Raw genomic sequence first — 20,715 nt, forward strand, 5'->3', positions numbered from 1 at the left:
CGGGTCGCCTCCCGGCGACGGCTGTCGGGGGCCGTCGCGCGGGCCCGGTCGCCGGGCGGCCGGGAGGCGGACGGGACGGCCGGCGGATGATCAGCCGACGGCGGGCGGCGCCGCCTCGGTCTCGGCGCACCAGGCGCGGGCCGCGACCGTCTCGGGATGGCTCTCCCCCAGGATCCTGGCCCGCTGCTCGGCCACCTCACGCGCGCTGTCGGCGGCTTCCCGCCGTTTGCCCTGCGCGTGCTGGGCGCGGCTGAGCTGGATGAGCACGCCGAGGACCAGCGGATGGTCGTCCCCGTACCCGGCGCGCTGGCCGGCGAGCACCTGGCGGAAGAGGTCCTCGGCCTCGGCGCCGCGGCCGAAGCGCAGGAGGCCTCGCGCGAGTGCGTCGCGGGCCCACACGGTCACCAGGTGCGCGTCGCCGAGGTGGCGTTCGCAGTCCCCGACCAGTTCCCCGGCCAGCGCCGTGTAGTCGTCGAACTCGTCCTGCGAGAAGCGCAGTTCCATCATCTCGCAGCGGGTCTTGAGGGTGGCGGTATGGTCCTCGCCCAGCACGTGGCGACGGCCCTCCAGGACCGCTTCCAGGAGCGTACGGGCCTGCGCCAGGTCGCCCAGGCGGTGCAGCACGCGCTGCAGTTCGTAGGCCGCGTCCAGGGTGCGCGTGTCATGAGGGCCGAGTGTGCGCAGCGCGTCGTCGTGGACCGGCCGCAGCAGATCGGCGGCCTCGGTGTACCGGCCGAGCCTGAACAGGATGGGTCCCTGGCCCGACCGGGCCTCGATGGCTGCCGGGCTGTCGTCGCCCAGCTGCTCGGCGGCCGTGCGGGCGGCGGTGGAGGCCAGGGCCAGCGCGGCGGTCCAGTCGCCCGACTCATACACGAGTCGGGCGACACGCACCGCGATCCGTATGGATTCCTCGGTCACCTGCCCATGGCGGTGGGAGCGTTGGAGCAGAGCGGCCACGTGCGGTGCCAGGAGCCGCGAGAGGGACCGGGCCTGCGGCAGGGCGCCGCCTTCCCCTTCCAGTGCCGCCCGCAGCAGACGGCCCGCCGCCTCGGTCAGCGGGCCGCGTTCGGCGCCGGGCACACCGGCCGCGACGCTGTCCAGCAGTACGCCGTGGACGCGCACGCAGCGGTGCCCGTCGGCTTCGAGCATGTCGGCCAACGAGTGGTCCAGGAGCGCCCGCAGGGCCGGTTCGACCCGCGCGGCGGGCAGCGGCGGGTCGAGGTGCTCAAGGCCGACGGTGCCCCGCGCGGCGGGCATCAGCAGGGACAGCGGCACCGGGTCCGCCGCCCAGCACGAGAGCAGCCGCAGCAGGCTCGTCGTCTCCGGCAGACCGCCCTGCGCCAGGGTGTCCAGCGACAACTGCCATGTGCGGCCCACCAGGCGACGGGAGTGCTCACCGCCGGCCGCTCCTCCGTCCACCAGGGCCGTCGACTCCTCGGCGAGCTTGCGGTCGTACTCGTCCATCGACCACGACTCCAGCAACTGGTGGGCGAGATGGGCCCCGGCCAGGGTCAGTGCCAGGGGCAGGCAGCCCAGGCGCCGGGCCACCTTTCGCGCGGACTCGCGCGTGCCCGCGTCCGGGGCGAGGTCCTGGAGGACCAACGCCGCGTCGGGCAGGGGGAGTACGCCGAGCCGGTGGCTGCGCACCCCCGGGCCGCGCCACAGCACGGAGGTCGCGTGACGGCTGGTCACCAGCACCGTGCCCAGCGGGCTCGTGCGCAACCAGGCGCCCGCTTCCAGTACGGCGGGGTCGTCGGCGTTGTCCAGGACCAGCAGCCAGGGCGTCGCCGAGCGGTCCAGACAGTGCCAGACGAGGTCGGCGGCGGCGCGCTGGCCGCCGGCCGCGGCGGCCAGTTCGCCGCTGGTGGCGCCCCGGTCGCCGGCGACGGCGAGCATGCCGGCTCGCAGGGAGACGTGCTCGGAGGCGTTGACCCACAGGCCGACGCGGCCGTGGTCCCGTACGGCCTCGGTGAACAGCGCGTGGGCGACAGCCGTCTTGCCGCAGCCGCCCATTCCGTGCAGGACGTGGATGTCGCCGCGCGGGCCGGCCAGCGCGGCCCGCAGGCGCTCCATGAGTTCGGCGCGGTCCCGCAGAACGCCGGGCGCGCGCCCGACCAGGGGCAGGCGCACGGAGTCGGGCGCGGTCCGCTGCGCCGCGGCGGGTCCCACCACCTGGCGTCCGAACAGCGGGGCCGAGCCCGGGGCGTAGTGGTGGACGTGTTCCTCGATGTACTGGTCGCCGCCGGTCTGGAAGACCCGGGCACTGCCCGACGCGCGTCCTCTCATCGGCTCAGGCGCGCTCATCGTTCGGTGATGTGCTGGTCGCGGCCGGCCTGGTAGACCCGTGCGCTGCCCGACGCCCGTGCCCGCAGCGCGACTTGCCGCGCGCCGGGTTCTCCCGGGGAGGGCGGGTCCAGCTCCTCCAGGATTCGGCGCAGTGCGTCGGCGGCCTCGGGCCGGGCGAGCAGGAACCGGCGTACGCGGCCCTGCCATTCGGCGGTCAGCTCGGCCTCGGACTCGGTGTCGCCCGCCTCGCGCGCGAGGAGCAGGTCCTCGCGTCCGGCTTCCAGTTCCTCACCGACGCTCTCGGCCCTGGCGGGCTGGTGACGACGCCAGAGCGCGACCACGCCGTCCCTCGCCGACTCCCAGGCGTTCGTCGCCATCAATGTGACCACGGTCGTGCCCGCTGTCCCTGCCAGTGCGGCGATCTCCGGATCCACAGTCCTCCCCCTACGGCCGACTTCAGATCCTAAGTCCCCGAGCCGCTCACGGGGGCGACAACGTCCGGTGGTACCTCGACGACGAAGAACAGGAAGCAGGTCTTGGTCGAGAGGTCGTGGAAGCCTTCGGGGAACAGTTCGCGGGCGGCCGGGTCGGGCCGCGGCTCGCTGATGCCGGCCAGGCGGAAGCCGGCGGCGGTGAAGGCGTCGATCATCGCGTGCAGCGGTTTGCGCCAGAGCCTCATCGGGACGCGGCGCCCGCCGATCGTCCAGTCGAAGGCGTAGCCGGTGGTCGCGAAGTAGTCGGGCCGGGGGTCCTGGATCGTGCAGGCGGCGAAGGGGTGGTCCACCGAGGCGATCAGCCGGCCGCCCGGCCCGAGCACGCGCCGCATCTCGGCCAGTGTCGGCCCCCAGTCCCCCAGTCCCCCAGGTAGTGCAGCACCAGGGACGCGACCACGTCGTCGAAGGCACCGTCGGCGAAGGGCAGCCGGTCGCTCAGGTCGCCCACGTGCAGCGGTACGTCGGCACCGAGCCGCCGCCTGGCCAACGCCAGCATCTCGGCGCCGGCGTCGATGCCGGTGACGACCGCACCGCGGTCGCGCAGGGCGGCGGACAGGGGGCCCGAGCCGCAGCCGGCGTCCAGGATCCGGCGGCCCGTCACGTCTTCGGAGAGGGCCGGCATCGCGGGGCGCGCGTAGTACGCGTTGACGAGGTTGTTCTCGGTCTCCACCTAGTACGCCTCGGCGAAGCCGTCGTAGTCGTTCACCCGGTCGCGGGCCGCGGACCGGGCGGGGCCCTCGGGCTCGTCGACCGCAGGTTCCATCCCCGCAGCGTAGTGTCCGCGTGTTCCGCCGGACAGGTCCCGGGGTCCGGCCGCGAGGAGCACGGCGTGCTCGTGGCCGTGCGCCGATCGGGTGGCCTCGGACGGTCCGCGGCCAGTCGCCGGATGGCGGGACGGCACTGAGGTTCATATGGCGACATCGGTCGTTCACCGCATCCACAGGCGCAGCGCACGGCCGGTGTGTCCGGAGCAGGCGGCGGAAGTGCGGCGGAGGCGATGGCGGAGGCCCGGCAGGAGCGGCCCGACGACGCTACGGCCGGCGAGGACCCCGGCGAGGAGTCGTACACGTCGCTGCTCGACCTGCCGCTCAGCTCGGACCTGAACCGCATCGGCGAGCAGTTGCACACCCTGGCCCGTGCCCAGGGCACATTGCAGGAGCCGCTCCAGGCGGTGGTGAGCATCACCGGCGCGCTGGAGCTGCCCACCGTGCTGCGGCGGATCGTCCGTACCGCCATGGACCTGGTGGGCGCCCGCTACGGTGCCATGACGTGCTCGACGAAGAGGGCGTGCTGCTGGAGGAGTTCATCCCGGCGGGCCTCACCTCGGCCGAGCCGGCCGGCCTGGAGGGTGTGGAACTCCCTCGTGGCAGGGGCCTGTTGGGGCATCTCATCCACCACCCCGAGCCCCTGCGGGTGAAGGACATCGCACGGCACCCGGAGTCGGCGGGATTCCCGCCCGGACACCCTGCGATGCACACCCTGCTCGGGGTCGCCATCAGTGTGCGGGGGAAGATCTACGGCAATCTCTACCTCACCGAACGCGAGGACGGACAGCCCTTCGACCGGCACGACGAGGGGGTGATCCGGGCGCTCGCCGGCACGGCGGGCGTGGCCATCGAGAACGCCCGCCTCTACCAGCAGGTCCGCAACAACGCCGAACAGTTCCATCGGCTGCTGCTGCCCCGGCTGCCCGACCTGCGGCCCTTCACCGCCGGGGCGGTCTACCGTCCCGCCAGTGCGCCGGCCTCGGTGGGCGGGGACTGGTACGACGCCATGCTGCTTCCCGACGGGGCGTGCGCGGTGGTGATCGGCGATGTCGTGGGACACGACCTGCGGGCGGCGGCCGACATGGCGCGGATCCGCAACATGCTGCGGGCCCTGTACTACGACTGGCACGCGCCGCCCAGTGCCTCGCTCGCCCGGCTCGACCGCATCATGGCCGCCGCCCTGGACGCACCGCCCATCGCCACCGCCCTGCCGGCCCGGCTGGAACCGGCGGACGGCGCCTGGCAACTGCGCTGGTCCAGCGCGGGTCACCCGCCGCCGCTCCTGCTGCTGCCCGACGGGCGGGCCGACTACCTGGACACCGAGCCGGGAGTCCCGCTCGGTGTGGCGCCCGGCCTGCACCGCCCCGACCAGTGCCGGCCGGTGCCGGTGGGCAGCACCGTCGTCCTGTACACCGACGGCCTGGTGGAGACCCCCGGTCGGTCGCTGGACCGCGGCCTGGACGCCCTGGCGGTGACCGCCGCGCGGTTCGCCGGGCTGGCACCGGAGGCCCTGTGCCGGGCTCCGGCCGACAACCGTCCCGGCAACGGCCATGACGACAAGGCCGTCATCGCCCCGCGCACCCCGCCTCCGACGGGTTACGGCCACTGCTGACGCCGCCGGCCCGGCCGGGGTGGTCAGCCCACCGTGCGTATGAGCTTCCTGTTGGCGAACTCCTCGATGCCGAGGCGGCCGAGTTCGCGTCCGAAGCCGGAGCGCTTCACGCCGCCGAAGGGCAGTTCGGCGCCCTCCGCTCCCACGCCGTTCACGAAGACCATTCCGGCGTCGACGCGGGCGGCGACGCGGGCCGCCTGGTCGGGGTCCGTGGTGAAGACGTAGGAGCCGAGACCGTAGGGGGTGTCGTTGGCGATGCGTACGGCGTCGTCCTCGTCGGCGGCGCGGAAGACCGTGGCGACCGGGCCGAAGAGTTCCTGGCGGGCGACGGGGTGCTCCGGGGTGAGTCCGGTCAGGACGCCCGCCGGGAAGAAGGCCCCGTGCCGCTCCCCCGCGCTGTGCAGGGTGGCGCCCTGCGCCACGGCCTCGTCGACCTGCCGGGCCAGGGTCTCGGCGGCGGTGGTGGAGGACAGCGGTGCTCCGGTGGCGGCGGCGAGGAGCCGGGCCGTGAACCTCTCGACGAACGCGTCGTACAGGTCCTCGGCGACCACGAACCGCTTGGCGGCGTTGCACGCCTGGCCGGTGTTGTCGAGCCGGGCGGCGACGGCGGCCTCGACGACCGCGTCCAGGTCGTCGGTGGACAGCACGATGAACGGGTCGGACCCGCCCAGTTCGAGGACCACCTTCTTCAGATGCCGTCCGGCGATCTCGGCGACGGCGGCGCCGGCCCGTTCCGAGCCGGTGAGGGACACGCCCTGGACCCGGGGGTCGGCGATGATGCCGGCGACCTGGTCGTTGGTGGCGTACACGTTGGTGTAGGCCCCGGCCGGGAAGCCGGCCTCGGTGAAGAGGTCCTCCAGCAGGGCGGCCGTGGCGGGGCACTGCGGGGCGTGCTTGAGGACGATGGTATTGCCGAGGGCGAGGTTGGGGGCGGCGAAGCGGGCGACCTGGTAGGCGGGGAAGTTCCACGGCATGATGCCCAGCAGGACGCCGACCGGGCCGCGCCTGATGAGAGCCGTGCCGGGTCCGGAGGTGACGTCGAGGTGTTCGTCGGCAAGGAACTCCTCGGCGTGGTCGGCGTAGTAGTGGTGGATCTCGGCGGAGAAGTCGATCTCGCCCTCTGCCTCCGCCAGGGGTTTGCCCATCTCGCGGACGATGCTTGCGGCGAGCGCGGCACGGTGCTGTGTGTGCAGGTCGCCGAGGCGGTGCAGGAGCGCGGCGCGTTCGGCCACGGAACTGGTGCGGCCCCAGGCGGTGGCGGCGTGGGCGGCGTCGACCGCCGCGGCGATCTCGGTGTCGGTGGCGGTCGGGCGGGTCTCCAGGACCTCGCCGGTCGTCGGGTCGGTGACGGCGTACATGGGATCTCCAGAGGGCGTGGGGGGGGGCTGCGGGGTCAGGGTTCGAGGATCGTCCGCACTCCGGTGTTGGATCTGAGGTCGTCGAAGGCCTGTGCCGCCTCGCTCAGCGGGCGGGTCCTGCCGATCAGCTCGTCCAGCGGGAGCCGGCCGGCGAGGTGGAGGCGGGCCAGCTTCGGGATGTCGATCTCCCCGACGCTGGAGCCGTAGTTGCAGCCGAGGATGCGCTTGCCCTGGTCGGCGAGGTCGAAGAGGTTGAACGAGCCGGTGGCGTCGGTCGCGGCCATGCCGACCAGGACGGCGGCGCCGCCGGAGGTGAGCATGCCCGGCAGGGTCTCGACGACCTTGGGGCTGCCGATGGCCTCGAAGGCGTAGTCGACGCCGCCGAGTTCCCGCCGGCACCAGGCGGCGACGTCCTCGCGCGCGCCGTCGAGGGTGTGGGTGGCGCCGAAACGGCGGGCGACGGCGAGGCGTTCGGGCGAGAGGTCGACGGCGATGACGGGATCGGCTCCGACCAGGCGCAGTCCCATGACCACGGAGAGGCCGACGCCGCCGGTGCCGATGACGACCGCGGACTCCCCGGGGCGTACGCCCGCGGTGTTGACGACGGCGCCGATGCCGGTGGTGATGGAGCAGCCGAGCAGGGCTCCGATGCCGAAGGGGAGTTCGGCGGGGACCTTCACGGCGGCCGTCTCGGGGACCACCAGGTGGCGTGTGAACGCGCCGAGGCCGAGGTAGGGCCAGATCCGCCGGCCGTCGGCGCCGGTGAAGGCGGTGGTTCCGTCGGGCAGGGTGTTGGCGACGGCCTTGGTGCCGGTGCACAGCCATGCCTGGCCGGCCGCGCAGCGGCGACAGCGCCGGCAGGGTGCGAACCAGGACAGGACGACGTGGTCGCCGGGCCGCACGGATGTCACACCCGGGCCGGTGGCGGTGACCACGCCCGCGGCCTCGTGTCCGAGGACGAGCGGACGGTCCGTCGGCCAGTCGCCCGAGACGACATGCAGGTCGGAGTGGCAGACGCCCGCGGCGCGGACCTCGATCTCGACCTCGCCGGCTCCGGCGGGCCGCACCGAGACCTCTTGGGTGTGCAGGCCCTTCCCGGGGTCGAGGACGACGGCCGGGGACAGTTGGGGCGACATCAGGGGATGGTCACCTTCTCGGTGTTCGGGCTCGGGGCGAGCCGGGTGTGGGGCTTGGCCCACAGGACGTAGGCGAGGCCGAGGAGGAAGAGGACGGAGAAGACCAGGACCACGGCCCAGATCTGGATCCAGCTGCCGCCGACGGGGGCGAGTTCGGCGCGGGGCCAGGCGATGTTGACGGCTTCGAACAGCAGCCAGAGCACCGCGAGGACGTTGACGACCAGGCCGGCGCGGCCGAGCCGCACCTCTCCCCCGCCCGGGTTCCAGCGACCGGTCAGACGGGCGACGAGGGCCACGACGGCGACGGTGAGGAAGATGAAGTAGAAGCCGCCGGAGCCGAATGCGATCAGGGTGGCCGCCGCGTTGCCGTTCAGGCCGAGGAGCAGGCCGAGACCGGCGAGGACGGCGGTGGCGATGAGGGAGACGTAGGGGATCTGCCGGTGGCCGACGGCCGCGAGCGTCGCGGAGAAGGGAAGCTGGCGGTCGCGGGCGAAGGCGTACACCGCGCGGCCGATGTAGGTCTGGATGGAGACGGCGCACGCGAAGAACGCGATCAGGACGACGACGATGAACGGCTTCTCGCTCCAGCCGCCGAGTCCGAGCGTCACGGCCTCGAAGACGGGGTCGACGACGGCCCCGGACACCGCGTCCTCCGGGCGGCTCAGCGCGAGCGTCACCGCGAGCCCGGTCAGCAGGACGGTGAAGGCGACGAAGAGGTAGGCGCGCAGCAGGGCCCGCGGCACGCTGCGCCGCGGCTGCTCGGTCTCCTCCGCGACCTGTGTGGTGGCGTCGAACCCGAGGAAGGCCCAGCCTGCCACGGCGAGGCAGGTCAGCAGGCCCGCCGTGACGGAGCCGCCCGAGGCGGCCTGCGCGCCCAGTGTGTCGAAGAGGATGCCGAAGCCGTTGTGGTGGGCGAAGACCAGGAGGATCAGGCTGACCGCGATGGACGCGACGCCCTCGGCGATGATGCCGGCGTTGAGGAAGTGCTTGACCGGATTGACGCCGAGCAGGTTCACGCCGAGCGCCACGGCGAGGAAGACCACGCCGAGCAGGACGTGGACGACGGCCGACGGCGCACCGTGCGCGAACAGCATGTACAGCCAGCTCGCTCCCAGGTACGCCACGGTGGTCAGCGAGGCGATCGCCGAGGCCAGGTAGATCCAGCCGGTCAGCCATCCCAGCCGCGGTCCGGCCAGCCGGCGCACCCACTGGTAGACCCCGCCGGTGATCGGGAACTGGGACGACAGCTCGGCGTAGACCACGGCGACGAGCAGTTGGCCGAGGAAGGCGACGACGACCGCCCAGATCCACGCCGGGCCCGCGAAGACGAAGCCGAGCTGGACGACGGCGTAGATGCCGACCACGGGCGAGATGGTGGCGAACCCGATCGCGAAGACGGCCCAGGGCGAGAGGGTGCGTCTCAGTTCCTGCTGGTAGCCGAATTCCGCCAGCTCGCCGGCATCGTTGCGAGTGTTGTCCACGCTGGTCTCCTGACAGTGCTGCGCCTGGGTCCGCGTCCAGGGGGTGGCAGGCCGGGGGTACGGCCGTGCGTCGCGTCCGGGATCGCGTCGTCGCGGGGCCCGGGGACCGTGTGCCGGTCCGTTTCCGGTGCTCCCGCAGGTTCCGGCCGCCGCCTGCGCTTCCCCGGGGGTTGCGCCGGCGCGGTCCGGCCGTCCGCCCGCGTCATGTCCCGCGGGCGGTGGTTTCCGGCCGATCCCGCTTATTGGGCGGGCGACCAATTGCTTGTTGGGCACACACTCAATAACGTTCACCGCATGACGTCAAGAGGTCCGGGCAAGCGCGTCCGCAAGTCACCGACCGAGCGCCGCGACGAGATCGTCGCCACGGCGGCACGGATCGGGCTCACCGAAGGACTGGAGTGCATCACCCTGCGGCGGGTCGCCGACGAGCTGGAGGTGCGGCCCGGACTGGTCGGCCACTACTTCCCGGCGGCCGACCACCTGGTGGCCGAGGCCTTCACCAGCGCCACCATGGCCGAACTCGACGCCCTCCTGCCCGACGACCCGGGCGCCGCCGGGCACGACGGACCGCTGCACACCTTCCGGACGTTTCTCGGCCTCACGTCGAGCACCGACTTCGACAACGTCAGCCGGCTCTGGCTGAACGCACGGCACCTGTCCCGCTACCGCCTCGTGCTGCGCGATCACGTCGTCGCCCAAGAACTGCTCTGGTGCCGCCGCATCGAGCGGCTCGTCACCGCCGGGACGGAGTCCGGGGTCTTCTCCTGCCGGGATCCCTGGGCGGCCGCCACCCGCATACTCGTGGCGGTCGACGGCGTCAGCGCCTACGTCAACACCAGCGCGGACCGCCGGCGGGAGTCTACGGCCGACATGACACGCGTCGTCGCGGAGGCGGAACTCGGGCTCCCGGCCGGCGCGCTCACACCTTCCTGACCGGTACGTACCGGCGGCGGGCTCAGCGCCGGGCGAGCGCCAGCACGCTCAGGCCGAACATCAGGACGCCCAGTGGGAGATGGACCGACGGAACGTGCGCGATGCCGAGCACGACCTGGACCGAGGCGAGTACGAGGAAACCCGACGCGTGCCGGATCGGCCGGGGCGAGCCGCCGGTCGGCTTCCACGCCAGCACCGCCGCGATCACGTACAGCATGGACGCCCCGTACATCACACGGGCCCCGATGCTGTGCAGCGTCTCTCCGTAGGACGCGGTCAGCAGCAGTCCCGCGGAGACCGCCTGGAGGAAGATGGTCAAGGTCTGCAGGGCGATCGCGATCCGCAGGAACGAGAAGCCGTGGCGCCGTACGTTCGCCGTCATTGCTTGAGCAGCCATGTCGCAGTCCCCTTTTCCGCCCTCGGGCAGCAGGTCGATAAGGTCTCACCAGTGCGACGACGCGGGTCGGCGAAAGGTAAGGCGAAGGGGGGCGGCCCAAGGCATGGGGAGTGTCGGTACGGGCGGCGACGGCCTGGCCGGGGAGCGACGCCGGCTGATCGACGTCGCCTATCGGCTGCTCGGTTCGGTGACCGAGGCCGAGGACGCGGTGCAGGACGCCTACGCACGCTGGTACGACCTGCCGCGGAACCGGCGCGAGGAGATCCTGTCCCCCGGCGCCTGGCTGACGACGGTGACCGGCCGCATCTGCCTGGACCTGCTCGGCTCGGCACGGGCCCGCCGTGAACGCCATGTCGGCGCGTGGCTGCCCGAGCCGCTGCCCGACCGCACCGAGTGGGACGGCACCGGCACCGCGGACCCCGCCGCCCAGGTCGTCCTGGACGAGTCGGTGGCCATGGCCTTCCTCGTGGTCCTGGAGTCGATGACGCCCGCCGAGCGGGTGGCGTTCGTCCTGCACAACGTCTTCCGGTACCCGTTCGCCGAGATCGCCGAGGTGCTCGGCCGGACGCCCGCGGCCTGCAAGCAGTTGGCGGCCTCCGCCCGGCGGCGGGTGGGCGTCGCCCGTGCCCCGGTGGCGGCGACCGGCCGGGGCGAGGTGGTCAGGCGGGTCAAGGAGGCCTGGGAGAGCCGGGACATCGCGGCCCTCGTCGGTCTTCTCGACCCGGCCGCCGTGATGACCGCCGACGGCGGCGGTCTGGCCGGCACCGCCCTGCGCCCGGTCGAGGGCGGCGCGCGCATCGCCCAGTACATGGCCGCCATGGCCGACCGGGCTCCGGGGCTGGAACTCCTGGAGCGCACGGTCAACGGTGTGCCGGGCCTGGTGGCCCGGCGCGGCGGTGCCGTCGAGACCGTGGCCTCGTTCGACGTCGTCGACGGGCGCGTCACCCGGATCTGGGCGGTCCGCAACCCGGAGAAGCTGCGGCCGTGGACGCGTGGGAGCCGGACCGCACCGGCCTGACACCACCGCCCCGGCCGACTCGACACGGCCGGGGCCTGCCCTGCGTGCCCCGCGTCGGCATCGACTGGGGAGGGCGCGGGGGCGGGTTCGGGCGTGAGCCGGCCGAAGAAGGCGGCCATCCGTCCGGCCGCGTCGGGCGCGAGACCCATCTGCTCCATGTGCGCCGATTCGGCGCCGATCACTGCCGTACGTTCGAACATCTCCGTCTCGTAGGCGGTGATCGCCGCGGCGGGGTCGTGGGCGTTCTCGGCGATCGCCTGGGCGAACACCACGCCGTCCAGCATGGCCTGGTCGGCGCCCTCGCCCACCGGCGGCATCAGGTGGGCGGCGTCGCCGAGCAGAGTGACATCCGGGCGCGCGGGCCAGCGGGTGCCGACCGGCAGGGCCTCGATGTTCCGTGCGGCCGGCGATCCGGGGTCGCAGGCGTCGAACAGCGCGGTCAGTTCCGGATTCCAGCCGGCGAACATGCCGTGGAGCCGGGCCAGTGGTTCGTCGAACTGATCGGCGGCCGACCGCATCTGGGCCCTCACGCCCTGGACGTGATGGAGGCCACCGCGTCGGCCCTGGCGAGCGCCCTCGGGCCGGACGGTGGCGGCCGTCTCATGGCGGCCCTCGGCGTCTTCAACGCCTACCTGGTCGGCGCCGTGCGCAATGAGGTCACCGAGCGGCGCCGCAACCGGGAGACCGGCACCGACGAGACCCGGTGGCGGGCGTCGGTCGGGGACTACCTCGGGCGACGGCTCGCGACCGGGCGCTACCCCACCACCCGGCGCATCCTCGGCGAAGGGGCCGAAGAGGAACCCGCCGAGACATTCGACGCGGAGGTCGCGATCATCATCCGCGGTGTGACCCGCACCTGACCCGCACCGGGTGACCGGAAGGTTCGCACCGGGCCGTCGCGGTGCCGCGGACCGGCGGAGTCGGCCACGGACCGGCTCCGGTGGGCGAGTTACGCACGGGGAGGCAGGGGTGGGCCGGGCGGGCGAAGGTAGTGTGTTCCGCGAACGGCCCCTCGTGTGACTCACGGTGGCGACCTGCCCGGCACGTCGTCTGCCTGAGCCGCCAGCACGCGACCTCTGAAAGTGGAGCTGATGAACGTGTCGACCGGCGGCGGACAGCTGCGCAGTCGGGCCACCGCAGCAGCCCTTGTCTGTGCGATCGCCCTGATGCCCGGACCGAGTTACGCGGCCCCGAGCGCGCCCGACCCGCAGGACGACAAGTCGATCGAGAGCATCCGTTCCGAACTGGACGGCCTCTACCGCGAGGCGGAGGTGGCCACCGAGGCGTACAACGCCGCCAATGAGAAGGCGACCAAGCAGGCGAAGCGGCTGACCTCCTTACGCAAGGACCTGGCCCGCGCCCAGGGCCGGGTCGACGACCTGCGCGACCTCGCGGGCGCTGCCGCCCGGACCCAGTACCGCGGGGGCGATCTCGCCGCCACGGGCATCCAGTTACTGCTCGGCGATCATCCCGACGAGGCCCTGAACGAGGCGTCCCAGGCACGTCAGGCCTTGCGGGGTCTGGTCAATGTCGCCGAGACCCAGAAGGCCGCCCGCACGGAGCTGAGCGGGCGGACCGACGCCGCCGCCAAGGAACTGGGCAAGCTGAGGAGCAGCCGCGCGGACAAGGCCGAGGCGAAGCAGAAGATCGAGAAGAAGATCGCCGACGCCGAGCGGATAGAGGCCGGGCTGAAGACGGAACAGGCCCGCAGGCTGGCCGAGTTGGAGAGGCAGCGGACCGAGGAGGCCAAGTCCAGGTGGACCGGCTCCGATTCGGGTGGCGGTACCTCCACCGGGACCGGCTCGGGCGGTGGATCCGGTTCGGGGGGCGGGACCGGCTCAGGGGGCGGGACCGGCTCGGGCGGCGGCTCCGGCTCGGGCGGCGGGTCCGGCTCGGGCGGCGGGTCCGGCTCGGGGGGCGGCGGGACGAAGGCCACCGGGGCGGCCGCGAGGGCCGTCGGCTTCGCGATGGCGCAGATCGGCAAACCGTATGTGTGGGGCGCCGTGGGCCCCTCGTCGTACGACTGCTCGGGACTCACCTCCGCGGCGTGGGCGGCGGCCGGGCACCCCGTGCCCCGCACCTCGCAGGCGCAGTGGCAGGGACTGGCCCGGGTGGGTCTGTCGTCCGCGCGGCCCGGGGACCTGATCATCTACTACAACGACGCCACCCACGTGGGCATGTACATCGGGGGCGGGCAGATCGTCCACGCCCCGCGGCCCGGACGCACCATCACCACGGCGCCGGCCGCCTCCATGCCCATCCTCGGTGTCGTCCGACCCGGAGTCTGAGCGAATGACCCACTCGTTGACCCCCCGTGACGAGGGAAACCTGCCCGCGCTCGGCGCGCCGCCGCTGATCCGCCTCGACGCCTACGTGGCCGAGGACGGCTCGACGGTGGTCAACGGCCATCTGCTGGACATGGGCGGCCTGCGGCCCCCCAACGAGGCGATACTCGACGCCATCGCCATGTTCGCCCGCACCCTGGGCGCGCCGGTGGCGGCCACCGTCATCGACCGCATCGAGCAGCAGGTGGCGCGCGTACGGGTGTATCCGGACGGCTCCAGCCGGACCATCGCCGACGAGGAGGACCTGCCACCGGGGCGCGAGCGAACCGCCGCGGAGGAGGAGGCGTTTCCGCCGCTCGCCCGCGTCGAGCGCATCATCCAGCACGCGCAGCGCGAGGAGCTGCACGCCGCGTTCGTGCTCGCCAGCGCGCTGCGGGAGCACCTCTCGCTGCGCAGGGGCGCGGAGGACGAACTCTCCCTGGAGGCACGGGCGATAGAGGCGTACCTCGCCTACCTGCGCGGCGACTACATGCTCTCCACCATCCTCGCGCTGACCGTGGCGCGGATCCGCTGTCGCACCGACCTGAGCCGGGCGGCGCCCGAGGTGGCCCGCGCCACCGCGGCGTGGCAACGGCTGTGGGACGAGGGTCAGGTCGCCACCCGGGGGCAGGAGTTGCTGCACATGTGGGAGCGCCTGTCCGCGGAGGGCCTGCTGCTGGAACCGTCCCACCAGGCCATGGCCCAGGCCGTGCGCAGCCGTCTCGAACGCGGCCCCCAGTCCGTACCGGCCCCGGCCCCCGCCCCGGCGGCCGCCATCGCCGCGGGCCAGGGACCGGCCGCCCCCGAGGACAAGCCCCTCAAGCCCACGCGCCGGGGGCTGCGGCGCTTCACCCGCCGGCCCGGCCGGTCCGCCGGCTGACGGACAGGTGCCCCCTTCCTCCACCGGCGCGGGAACGGGCCGGCCGCGAGAAGTCAACCGCCGGAATCCGCCGGGCGATTGACGGCCGTACGCGCGCCGCCTACCGTGCCCTCACCCGCGGTACGCCGTACCCCGGCGGTACCCGATGCCGCCCGGACGGTGGCCGTGCGGCGCACGCGCGAGCCGTGACGGGTCCCGAGGGGATGGGGGCAGGGCGATGAAGGCAGTGATCCAGGAGCGGTTCGGCCCGCCGGACGTGCTGCGGCTCCAGGAGGTCGACCCGCCCCGGCCGGGAGTCGGCCAAGTGCTGGTGCGGGTGCGCGCCGCCGCGCTGAACCCGTACGACTGGCACATGATGCGGGGAGACCCCTACGCGGCGCGGCTGACGGGGGGCATGGGGCTCAGGCGTCCGAAGTGCCGGGTGGCCGGCATCGACGCGGCCGGGGTGGTGGAAGCGGTCGGCGCGGAGGTACGCGGGCTCACGGTGGGCACGCCGGTGCTGGGGTTCTGTCCGGGTTCCTTCGCCGAATTCGCCTGCACCACACCGGACTTGCTGGTGCCCAAGCCCGCACGCCTGACCTTCGGGCAGGCCGCGGCCGTGCCGATGGGGGCGGTCACCGCCCTGCGCGGCATCCGGACGGTGGGCCGGGTCGGGGCGGGGCAACGGGTGCTGGTCAACGGGGCGGGCGGCGGTGTGGGCACGTTCGCCGTGCAGATCGCGGCGGGTCTGGACGCGGAGGTCACCGGGGTGTGCGGCGCTCACCACACCGACGTGGTGCGCTCGCTGGGCGCCACGCACGTCATCGACTACTCCCGGGAGGACTTCACCGACGGGCGCATGCGTTACGACGTGATCCTGGACAATGTGGGCAACCACCCGCTGAACCGGCTGCGCCGGGTGCTCACCCCGGCAGGGGTCCTGGTGGCCAACGGCGGTGGCTCGCCCGGCCGCGTGTTCGGGGCGATCGGCTCCACGCTGAAGGTGGTCGCGGTCAACGCCTTCGCCCGGCACCGGCTGCGCCCGATCCTCCCGGCGACCCCGGACGGTCCGGTCCAGGAGGACCTGCTCTCCGTGGCCGCGCTCATCGAGGCCGGAGGGCTCACTCCCGTGATCGGCCGGACCTGCTCCCTGGCCGACACCGCCGAGGGCATGCGCCAGGTGGAGGCGGGCCACTCCCACGGCAAGACGGTGATCACCGTGTCGTGAGCGCCGCCCGGTCCGGCTCAGCCGCCGTGGGTGGTGGCGCTGCGGTAGCCGGTGTACGTGTACGGGTTGTCCAGGACCTTCGTCTCCGGGATGTCGGGGTTCATCCCGTGCTCCCAGGCCTCGGTGCCGAGCCGCCCCCGCAGATGCCCGACCGTCGCCTCCACGGCCCGGCGCGCCCCGGCGAGGTCGACGCCGACCAGGCGGTGGTCGTGCTTGACGACCCGCCCGTCGACCACGACGGTGTGCACGTCCGCGCGCTGGGCCTGGAAGGCGACGTGACCGTAGGGGTTGAGGAGCGGGAACATCGCCGGGGAGTGGTCGTTCTTGATCAGGACGAGGTCCGCCTTCTTGCCGGCTTCGAGGCTGCCCACCTTGTCGTCGAGGCCGAGGGCCCTGGCCCCGCCGCGGGTGGCCCAGTCCACGACCTGTTCGGCCCGCAGATGGACGTGGGTCACGGTCTCGCCCTCGGCGTGTGCCTCCAGGTGTTCGCGGGCCCGGTCGGCGCCGAGGGTGGCCCGCATCGCGGAGAACAGGTCGCCGCTCCACCACACGCTGGTGTCCATGGACAGGGAGACGGGGATGCCGTGTGCGCGCAGGGCCCAGGTGGGCGGATAGCCCTGGCCGCAGCTCTGCTCGCTCTCGGTCGAGACCGACACCGAGCCTCCCGTGGCCGCGATCCGGTGGTAGGAGTCGGCGGTGAGGGTGGCGGCGTGCACGTAGACCGTGTCCGGGGTCATGAAGCCGTGCTCGTGCATCAGCCGGATGCCGTCGTCGTTGGTGGCGCCCCACACCCCGGCGTGCGTGGTCACCGGCGCGCCCAGCTCCCGGGCCACCTCGAAGGCCGCCCTCTCCGGGAAGGCGGGGTCGCCGGTGACGTCGAAGGCCATCTGGAGGCCGAGCATGTCGTCACCGTGGAAGCGCCGGCCGACGAAGTCGCGGAACTCCGGGGCCGCCGACCACTCCCAGGGCGCCGCCTGGATGTTGCCGTAGGCCAGGACGAACCGGCCCGGGATCTCCTCCAGGGCGTCGACGGCGGCGTCCGCGTGATCCACGGTCTGCAGGCCGTGCGACCAGTCGACGCTCGTCGTGACGCCCGCGTCGAGCGCCTCGACGGCGGAGAGCAGGTTGCCGGCGTGGACGTCCTCGGGCCGGAAGTGCCTGCCGTGTTCGAGGTAGTACCAGACGAAGTACTGGGTGAGGGTCCAGTCGGCGCCGTAGCCGCGCATGGCGGTCTGCCACATGTGCCGGTGGGTGTCGATCATGCCGGGCATGACGATGCCGCCGGTGGCGTCGATCTCGACGGTGCCCTCCGGAACCGCCAGCGACGGGCCGACCGCCTCGATCCGCCGGCCGACGACCAGCACGTCGGCCTTCGGGTGGAGCGTCCGCCGGTCGTCCATGGTCAGGACGGTTCCGCCCCGGAACACCACGGGCCGCTCCGCCGCCCCCGCTCCGAAGCCTTCCGCATTGATGGCCGCGTTCATTCAGTCCTCCGACCCGTGGCGCGTGTGCGCGCTGCTCCCGAGGACGGACCGATGTCCGTCTGACGAACGTCGCGCTGCGGCGTAACGATGTGTCCGGACCGTAAGCGCTGTCAAGAGGCCGTCACGAACCCGTGTGACCGCCCTCAAGAGCACCGGTGGCGCCCGCTCCGCCAGGCGGACATGGCGACCGGCGCGGTTAGGCTCTGACCGAGGCGCCCCGGGGTGCCCCCACCATCTCCGAACAGCAGGAGCCACCGTGCCCCGTCGTGACGACGATCCCAACTTCATCGAGGCGATCGCCCGCGGATTCGACGTGATCAAGGCGTTCGGCCCGCACACGCCCGTCCTGACCTTGAGCGAGGTGGCGACCGCCACCGGCCTGGCCCGCCCGACGGTACGGCGGATCCTGCTGACCCTGGAGACACTGGGATACGTGCGCCCGCTGACGGGCGGCGGCTTCACCCTGACCGCCCGGGTGCTCGACCTCGGGCTCACCCATGTGCAGGCCATGGGGCTTTGGGGGGTGGCCCGTCCGCACATGGAACGCCTGGTCGCCCGTACCCACGAGTCGACCTCCGTCGCGCAGTTGGACGGATCGGACATCGTCTACGTGGCCCGGGTCGCCGTACCCAAGATCATCGCGCTGGCGGTGGGCATCGGCACCCGCTTCCCCGCCCCGCAGACCTCCCTCGGCAAGGTCCTGCTCGCCGGGCTCGGGCCGCAGGAGCTGGACAAGGCGCTGGCCGAGCCGAGCCGGTCCGGGGCCGAGCCTCGGCACAGGTTCGACCGCGCGGAACTGGACGGGTCGCTGCGGGAGGTGCGGGCCAGGGGGTGGGCCCTGACCGACCAGCAACTGGCCGCCGGCATCCGGTCGGTGGCGGCACCGCTGCGGGACGGCGACGGCCGGGTGATCGCGGCCATGAACGTCACCGTCCACGCGGCCGAGACCTCGGTGAAGACGCTGCGGGACGAGTACCTGCCCATGCTGCTGCACGCGGCCGGCGAGGTGAGCGCCGACTTCGCACGCTACGGCGCCCTCCCGCGGACCCCGGTCACATGAATCCGACACCCGGGTCTTGACACCGCGCCCCCGGCAATCCAACACTCCGTTCACGGACACCCGTCCGCACACCGGACAAGGGGAGCGCTGAGGCATGGCAGACGCGACGGCTCGATCCGGCGACGAGGGCCCGCACGGACCGCTGCGCGGACTGCTGGTGGCCGACTTCTCGCGCATCCTCGCCGGTCCGTACGCCACCATGCTGCTCGCGGACATGGGCGCCGAAGTGATCAAGGTGGAGAGCCCCCGGGGCGACGACACCCGCACCTGGCTCCCTCCGGTGCGAGACGGTGTCTCCACCTACTACCTCGCGGTCAACCGCAACAAGCGCTCGCTGGCCCTGGACCTCGATGACGACGCCGACGCCGCGCTGGCACGCGAACTGGCCGCACGCGCCGATGTCGTGATCGAGAACTTCAAGCCGGGCGGACTGGCCCGGTTCGGCCTGGACCACACCGCCGTCCAGGAAGCCAACCCGGGCGTCGTCTACGCCTCGATCAGCGGGTTCGGTTCCCAGGCCGACCCCTCGCTGCCGGGCTACGACCTGATGGTCCAGGCGATCTCCGGTCTGATGAGCCTGACCGGGGACCCGGACGGACCGCCCTACCGGGCCGGCATCTCGGTCTTCGACGTGATGACCGGGATGCACGCCGCGATCGGCATCCTGGCGGCGCTGCACCACCGCGACCTGACCGGCGCCGGCCAGCACCTGGAGGTCAATCTGCTCTCGTCGGCCCTGTCCGGCCTGGTCAACCACTCCAGCGCCCAGGTGGCCGGCGGCGAGGTCCCGCACCGGATGGGCAACGCACACCCGAGCCTGTTCCCCTACGAGCCCCTGCCCGTCGCCGACGGCGAACTCGTCGTCATCGCCGGCAACGACGGCCAGTTCGCGAAACTGTGCGAGGTGCTCGGGCTCCCCCACCTTCCGGCCGACCCGCGCTTCGCCCGCAACCAGGACCGCACCGCCCACCGCGACCAGCTCCGCCCGCTGCTCGTGGAGCGGCTGGCGACCCGCACCAAGAAGGACCTCTTCCACGAACTGCTCGCCTCGGGCGTCCCCTGCGCGCCCATCAACACCGTCGCCGAGGGCGTCGCGTTCGCCGAGGAGGTGGGGCTCGCCCCGGTGGCCATGACCGGCGAGGGCGACGCGGCGGTGCCTACCGTGCGCCATCCGATCGCGTTCTCGGCCACTCCGCCGCGCCACGAACTGCCGCCGCCCGGCCTGGACGCCGACGGCGCCGCTCTGCGCGCCTGGCTCACCGGCCCACGCGGCTGAACCGCACCACTGAACCGCATCGCTGAACCGCACGGCTGAACCGCACGGCACAAGCACGGCCGAACCACGCGACCCGATCGCGCGGCCGGACGGCGGCCCGATCGCGCGACCTGCGCTCCGGGCTCCGGCGAGCCGCCGCCACCGACGAGGAGCAGCACCCATGCAGCAACCGGCGAACGACCCGACGCCGCGCTACCCCACGTCGCTCGGCACCTCCGACGCCGACACGATCAGCCTGCTCGGGCACGACCTGGCCGGCGAACTCATGGGCCGGGTCGGCTTCGGTGAACTCGCCCTGTGGCTGGTCACCCAGCGGCGTCCGGACCCGGGCGAGGTCCGGGTCTTCGAGGCCGTGCTCGTCGCGCTGGCCGATCACGGCTTCACCCCGACCGCGATCACCGCCCGGCTCACCTATCTGTCCGCCCCCGACTCGGTGCAGGGGGCGCTCGCGGCCGGGCTCCTCGGTGGCGGCTCCCGCTTCCTCGGCGTGACCGAGGACTGCGGCGGCTTCCTGCACGAGGCCGTGGCCGCGGACCCCGAGCGCCTGCCCGACGACGCCGACGAGGCGGGCTGGGACCGGCTGGCCCTGGAGACGGTGCGGGCGGCCCGTGCGCGAGGGCGGCTGGTCCCGGGACTCGGGCACCCCGTCCACAAGGTCTCGGACCCGCGCACCCCCGTACTGCTCCAAATCGCCGAGGAGAACGGCCACAAGGGCCCTCACCTGCGGCTCTTCGAAGCGATCGGCCGGGTGCATCCGCAGGTGCTCGGCCGCGCCCTTCCGCTCAACGGCGCCGGCGTGTGCGGCGCGGCCCTGGCCGACCTCGGTCTTCCCGTCGGCCTGCTGCGCGGCTTCGCGCTGCTGGCCCGGACGGCCGGCCTCCTCGGGCACCTCGCCGAGGAACAGCGTTCGCCCGTGGGCATGGACGTCTACCTCTCCGTCGACCGCAACGCCCGGTACGTCGCCCCGCCCGGGAGCGACTGACAGGGCCGGGCCCGGCAGCG

At 73.2% G+C, this 20,715-nt stretch carries 16 protein-coding genes and 2 pseudogenes; 10 read left to right on the top strand and 8 right to left on the bottom strand.

Features of this window, described 5'->3' with window-relative positions; genetic code table 11:
- Positions 1-90: 90 nt before the first annotated feature.
- The 3 genes and pseudogenes from AC4IHM_RS00545 to AC4IHM_RS00555 form a co-directional block, all read right to left on the bottom strand.
- Entirely contained in the window at positions 91-2,304 is a 2,214-nt protein-coding gene (locus tag AC4IHM_RS00545; RefSeq protein WP_490865091.1) for a tetratricopeptide repeat protein, read from the bottom strand.
- On the bottom strand, positions 2,301-2,720 hold the full coding sequence (locus AC4IHM_RS00550) for a hypothetical protein (protein WP_490865092.1): 420 nt from the start codon (positions 2,718-2,720) through the stop codon (positions 2,301-2,303). The genes AC4IHM_RS00545 and AC4IHM_RS00550 overlap by 4 nt, the downstream gene beginning before the upstream one ends.
- Before the next feature lie 29 nt (positions 2,721-2,749).
- Positions 2,750-3,543 (bottom strand): annotated as a pseudogene (locus AC4IHM_RS00555) (class I SAM-dependent methyltransferase).
- Between the two features lie 234 nt (positions 3,544-3,777).
- On the opposite strand from AC4IHM_RS00555, the pseudogene AC4IHM_RS00560 reads away from it, so the two are divergent.
- A pseudogene (locus tag AC4IHM_RS00560) lies at positions 3,778-5,159 on the top strand (PP2C family protein-serine/threonine phosphatase).
- 23 nt (positions 5,160-5,182) lie between these two features.
- On the opposite strand, the gene AC4IHM_RS00565 reads toward AC4IHM_RS00560, so the two are convergent.
- Genes AC4IHM_RS00565 through AC4IHM_RS00575 form a run of 3 tightly spaced genes read right to left on the bottom strand, consistent with a single transcriptional unit; the run spans position 5,183 to position 9,134 of the window.
- Entirely contained in the window at positions 5,183-6,517 is a 1,335-nt protein-coding gene (locus AC4IHM_RS00565; protein WP_490865093.1) for an NAD-dependent succinate-semialdehyde dehydrogenase, read from the bottom strand.
- A 35-nt stretch (positions 6,518-6,552) separates the two neighbouring features.
- Positions 6,553-7,653: an alcohol dehydrogenase catalytic domain-containing protein gene (locus AC4IHM_RS00570; protein WP_490865094.1), complete on the bottom strand. Its 1,101-nt coding sequence runs from the start codon at positions 7,651-7,653 to the stop codon at positions 6,553-6,555.
- Entirely contained in the window at positions 7,653-9,134 is a 1,482-nt protein-coding gene (locus tag AC4IHM_RS00575) for an APC family permease (RefSeq protein ID WP_490865095.1), read from the bottom strand. Before AC4IHM_RS00575 ends, AC4IHM_RS00570 begins: the two co-directional genes overlap by 1 nt.
- A 294-nt stretch (positions 9,135-9,428) precedes the next feature.
- Here AC4IHM_RS00575 and AC4IHM_RS00580 point away from each other — a divergent pair, with 294 nt between their 5' ends.
- A complete protein-coding gene (locus AC4IHM_RS00580) occupies positions 9,429-10,067 on the top strand; it encodes a TetR/AcrR family transcriptional regulator (protein WP_490865096.1) in 639 nt (212 codons plus the stop codon).
- 22 nt (positions 10,068-10,089) lie between these two features.
- Here the strand turns inward: AC4IHM_RS00580 and AC4IHM_RS00585 are convergent, their stop codons facing one another.
- Positions 10,090-10,464: a hypothetical protein gene (locus AC4IHM_RS00585; protein WP_490865097.1), complete on the bottom strand. Its 375-nt coding sequence runs from the start codon at positions 10,462-10,464 to the stop codon at positions 10,090-10,092.
- Between the two features lie 103 nt (positions 10,465-10,567).
- On the opposite strand from AC4IHM_RS00585, the gene sigJ reads away from it, so the two are divergent.
- From sigJ to AC4IHM_RS00610, 5 genes are all read left to right on the top strand, one after another.
- The gene (gene sigJ / locus AC4IHM_RS00590) at positions 10,568-11,482 is read left to right on the top strand and encodes an RNA polymerase sigma factor SigJ (RefSeq protein ID WP_490865098.1); all 915 of its coding nucleotides are present in this window, start codon (positions 10,568-10,570) and stop codon (positions 11,480-11,482) included.
- Positions 11,483-11,718: 236 nt separating this feature from the next.
- Positions 11,719-12,342: a TetR/AcrR family transcriptional regulator C-terminal domain-containing protein gene (locus AC4IHM_RS00595; protein WP_490865099.1), complete on the top strand. Its 624-nt coding sequence runs from the start codon at positions 11,719-11,721 to the stop codon at positions 12,340-12,342.
- Positions 12,343-12,573: 231 nt separating this feature from the next.
- Entirely contained in the window at positions 12,574-13,770 is a 1,197-nt protein-coding gene (locus AC4IHM_RS00600) for a C40 family peptidase (protein ID WP_490865100.1), read from the top strand.
- Positions 13,771-13,774: 4 nt separating this feature from the next.
- Positions 13,775-14,686: a hypothetical protein gene (locus AC4IHM_RS00605; protein WP_490865101.1), complete on the top strand. Its 912-nt coding sequence runs from the start codon at positions 13,775-13,777 to the stop codon at positions 14,684-14,686.
- A gap of 217 nt (positions 14,687-14,903) precedes the next feature.
- The gene (locus AC4IHM_RS00610) at positions 14,904-15,893 is read left to right on the top strand and encodes an NAD(P)-dependent alcohol dehydrogenase (protein WP_490865102.1); all 990 of its coding nucleotides are present in this window, start codon (positions 14,904-14,906) and stop codon (positions 15,891-15,893) included.
- A 17-nt stretch (positions 15,894-15,910) separates the two neighbouring features.
- Here AC4IHM_RS00610 and AC4IHM_RS00615 read toward each other — a convergent pair whose 3' ends face one another.
- A complete protein-coding gene (locus tag AC4IHM_RS00615; RefSeq protein ID WP_490865103.1) occupies positions 15,911-17,377 on the bottom strand; it encodes an amidohydrolase family protein in 1,467 nt (488 codons plus the stop codon).
- 256 nt (positions 17,378-17,633) lie between these two features.
- Here AC4IHM_RS00615 and AC4IHM_RS00620 point away from each other — a divergent pair, with 256 nt between their 5' ends.
- The 3 genes from AC4IHM_RS00620 (at position 17,634) to AC4IHM_RS00630 (ending at position 20,695) form a co-directional block, all read left to right on the top strand.
- On the top strand, positions 17,634-18,437 hold the full coding sequence (locus AC4IHM_RS00620) for an IclR family transcriptional regulator domain-containing protein (protein ID WP_490865104.1): 804 nt from the start codon (positions 17,634-17,636) through the stop codon (positions 18,435-18,437).
- A gap of 94 nt (positions 18,438-18,531) precedes the next feature.
- A complete protein-coding gene (locus tag AC4IHM_RS00625; protein WP_490865105.1) occupies positions 18,532-19,713 on the top strand; it encodes a CaiB/BaiF CoA transferase family protein in 1,182 nt (393 codons plus the stop codon).
- A 160-nt stretch (positions 19,714-19,873) separates the two neighbouring features.
- The gene (locus AC4IHM_RS00630) at positions 19,874-20,695 is read left to right on the top strand and encodes a citryl-CoA lyase (RefSeq protein WP_490865106.1); all 822 of its coding nucleotides are present in this window, start codon (positions 19,874-19,876) and stop codon (positions 20,693-20,695) included.
- Positions 20,696-20,715: the final 20 nt, after the last annotated feature.

The sequence above is a fragment of the Streptomyces sp. SL06 genome (assembly GCF_058244745.1).

What these genes read in the sequence shown, in the direction of transcription:
- AC4IHM_RS00585 (WP_490865097.1), bottom strand. Translation starts at nt 10,464, where the DNA reads ATGGCTGCTCAAGCAATGACGGCGAACGTACGGCGCCACGGCTTCTCG.
- AC4IHM_RS00570 (WP_490865094.1), bottom strand. Translation starts at nt 7,653, where the DNA reads ATGTCGCCCCAACTGTCCCCGGCCGTCGTCCTCGACCCCGGGAAGGGC.
- AC4IHM_RS00580 (WP_490865096.1), top strand. Translation starts at nt 9,429, where the DNA reads ATGACGTCAAGAGGTCCGGGCAAGCGCGTCCGCAAGTCACCGACCGAG.
- AC4IHM_RS00610 (WP_490865102.1), top strand. Translation starts at nt 14,904, where the DNA reads ATGAAGGCAGTGATCCAGGAGCGGTTCGGCCCGCCGGACGTGCTGCGG.
- AC4IHM_RS00630 (WP_490865106.1), top strand. Translation starts at nt 19,874, where the DNA reads ATGCAGCAACCGGCGAACGACCCGACGCCGCGCTACCCCACGTCGCTC.
- AC4IHM_RS00565 (WP_490865093.1), bottom strand. Translation starts at nt 6,517, where the DNA reads ATGTACGCCGTCACCGACCCGACGACCGGCGAGGTCCTGGAGACCCGC.
- AC4IHM_RS00600 (WP_490865100.1), top strand. Translation starts at nt 12,574, where the DNA reads ATGAACGTGTCGACCGGCGGCGGACAGCTGCGCAGTCGGGCCACCGCA.
- AC4IHM_RS00605 (WP_490865101.1), top strand. Translation starts at nt 13,775, where the DNA reads ATGACCCACTCGTTGACCCCCCGTGACGAGGGAAACCTGCCCGCGCTC.
- sigJ (WP_490865098.1), top strand. Translation starts at nt 10,568, where the DNA reads ATGGGGAGTGTCGGTACGGGCGGCGACGGCCTGGCCGGGGAGCGACGC.
- AC4IHM_RS00545 (WP_490865091.1), bottom strand. Translation starts at nt 2,304, where the DNA reads ATGAGCGCGCCTGAGCCGATGAGAGGACGCGCGTCGGGCAGTGCCCGG.
- AC4IHM_RS00625 (WP_490865105.1), top strand. Translation starts at nt 18,532, where the DNA reads ATGGCAGACGCGACGGCTCGATCCGGCGACGAGGGCCCGCACGGACCG.
- AC4IHM_RS00615 (WP_490865103.1), bottom strand. Translation starts at nt 17,377, where the DNA reads ATGAACGCGGCCATCAATGCGGAAGGCTTCGGAGCGGGGGCGGCGGAG.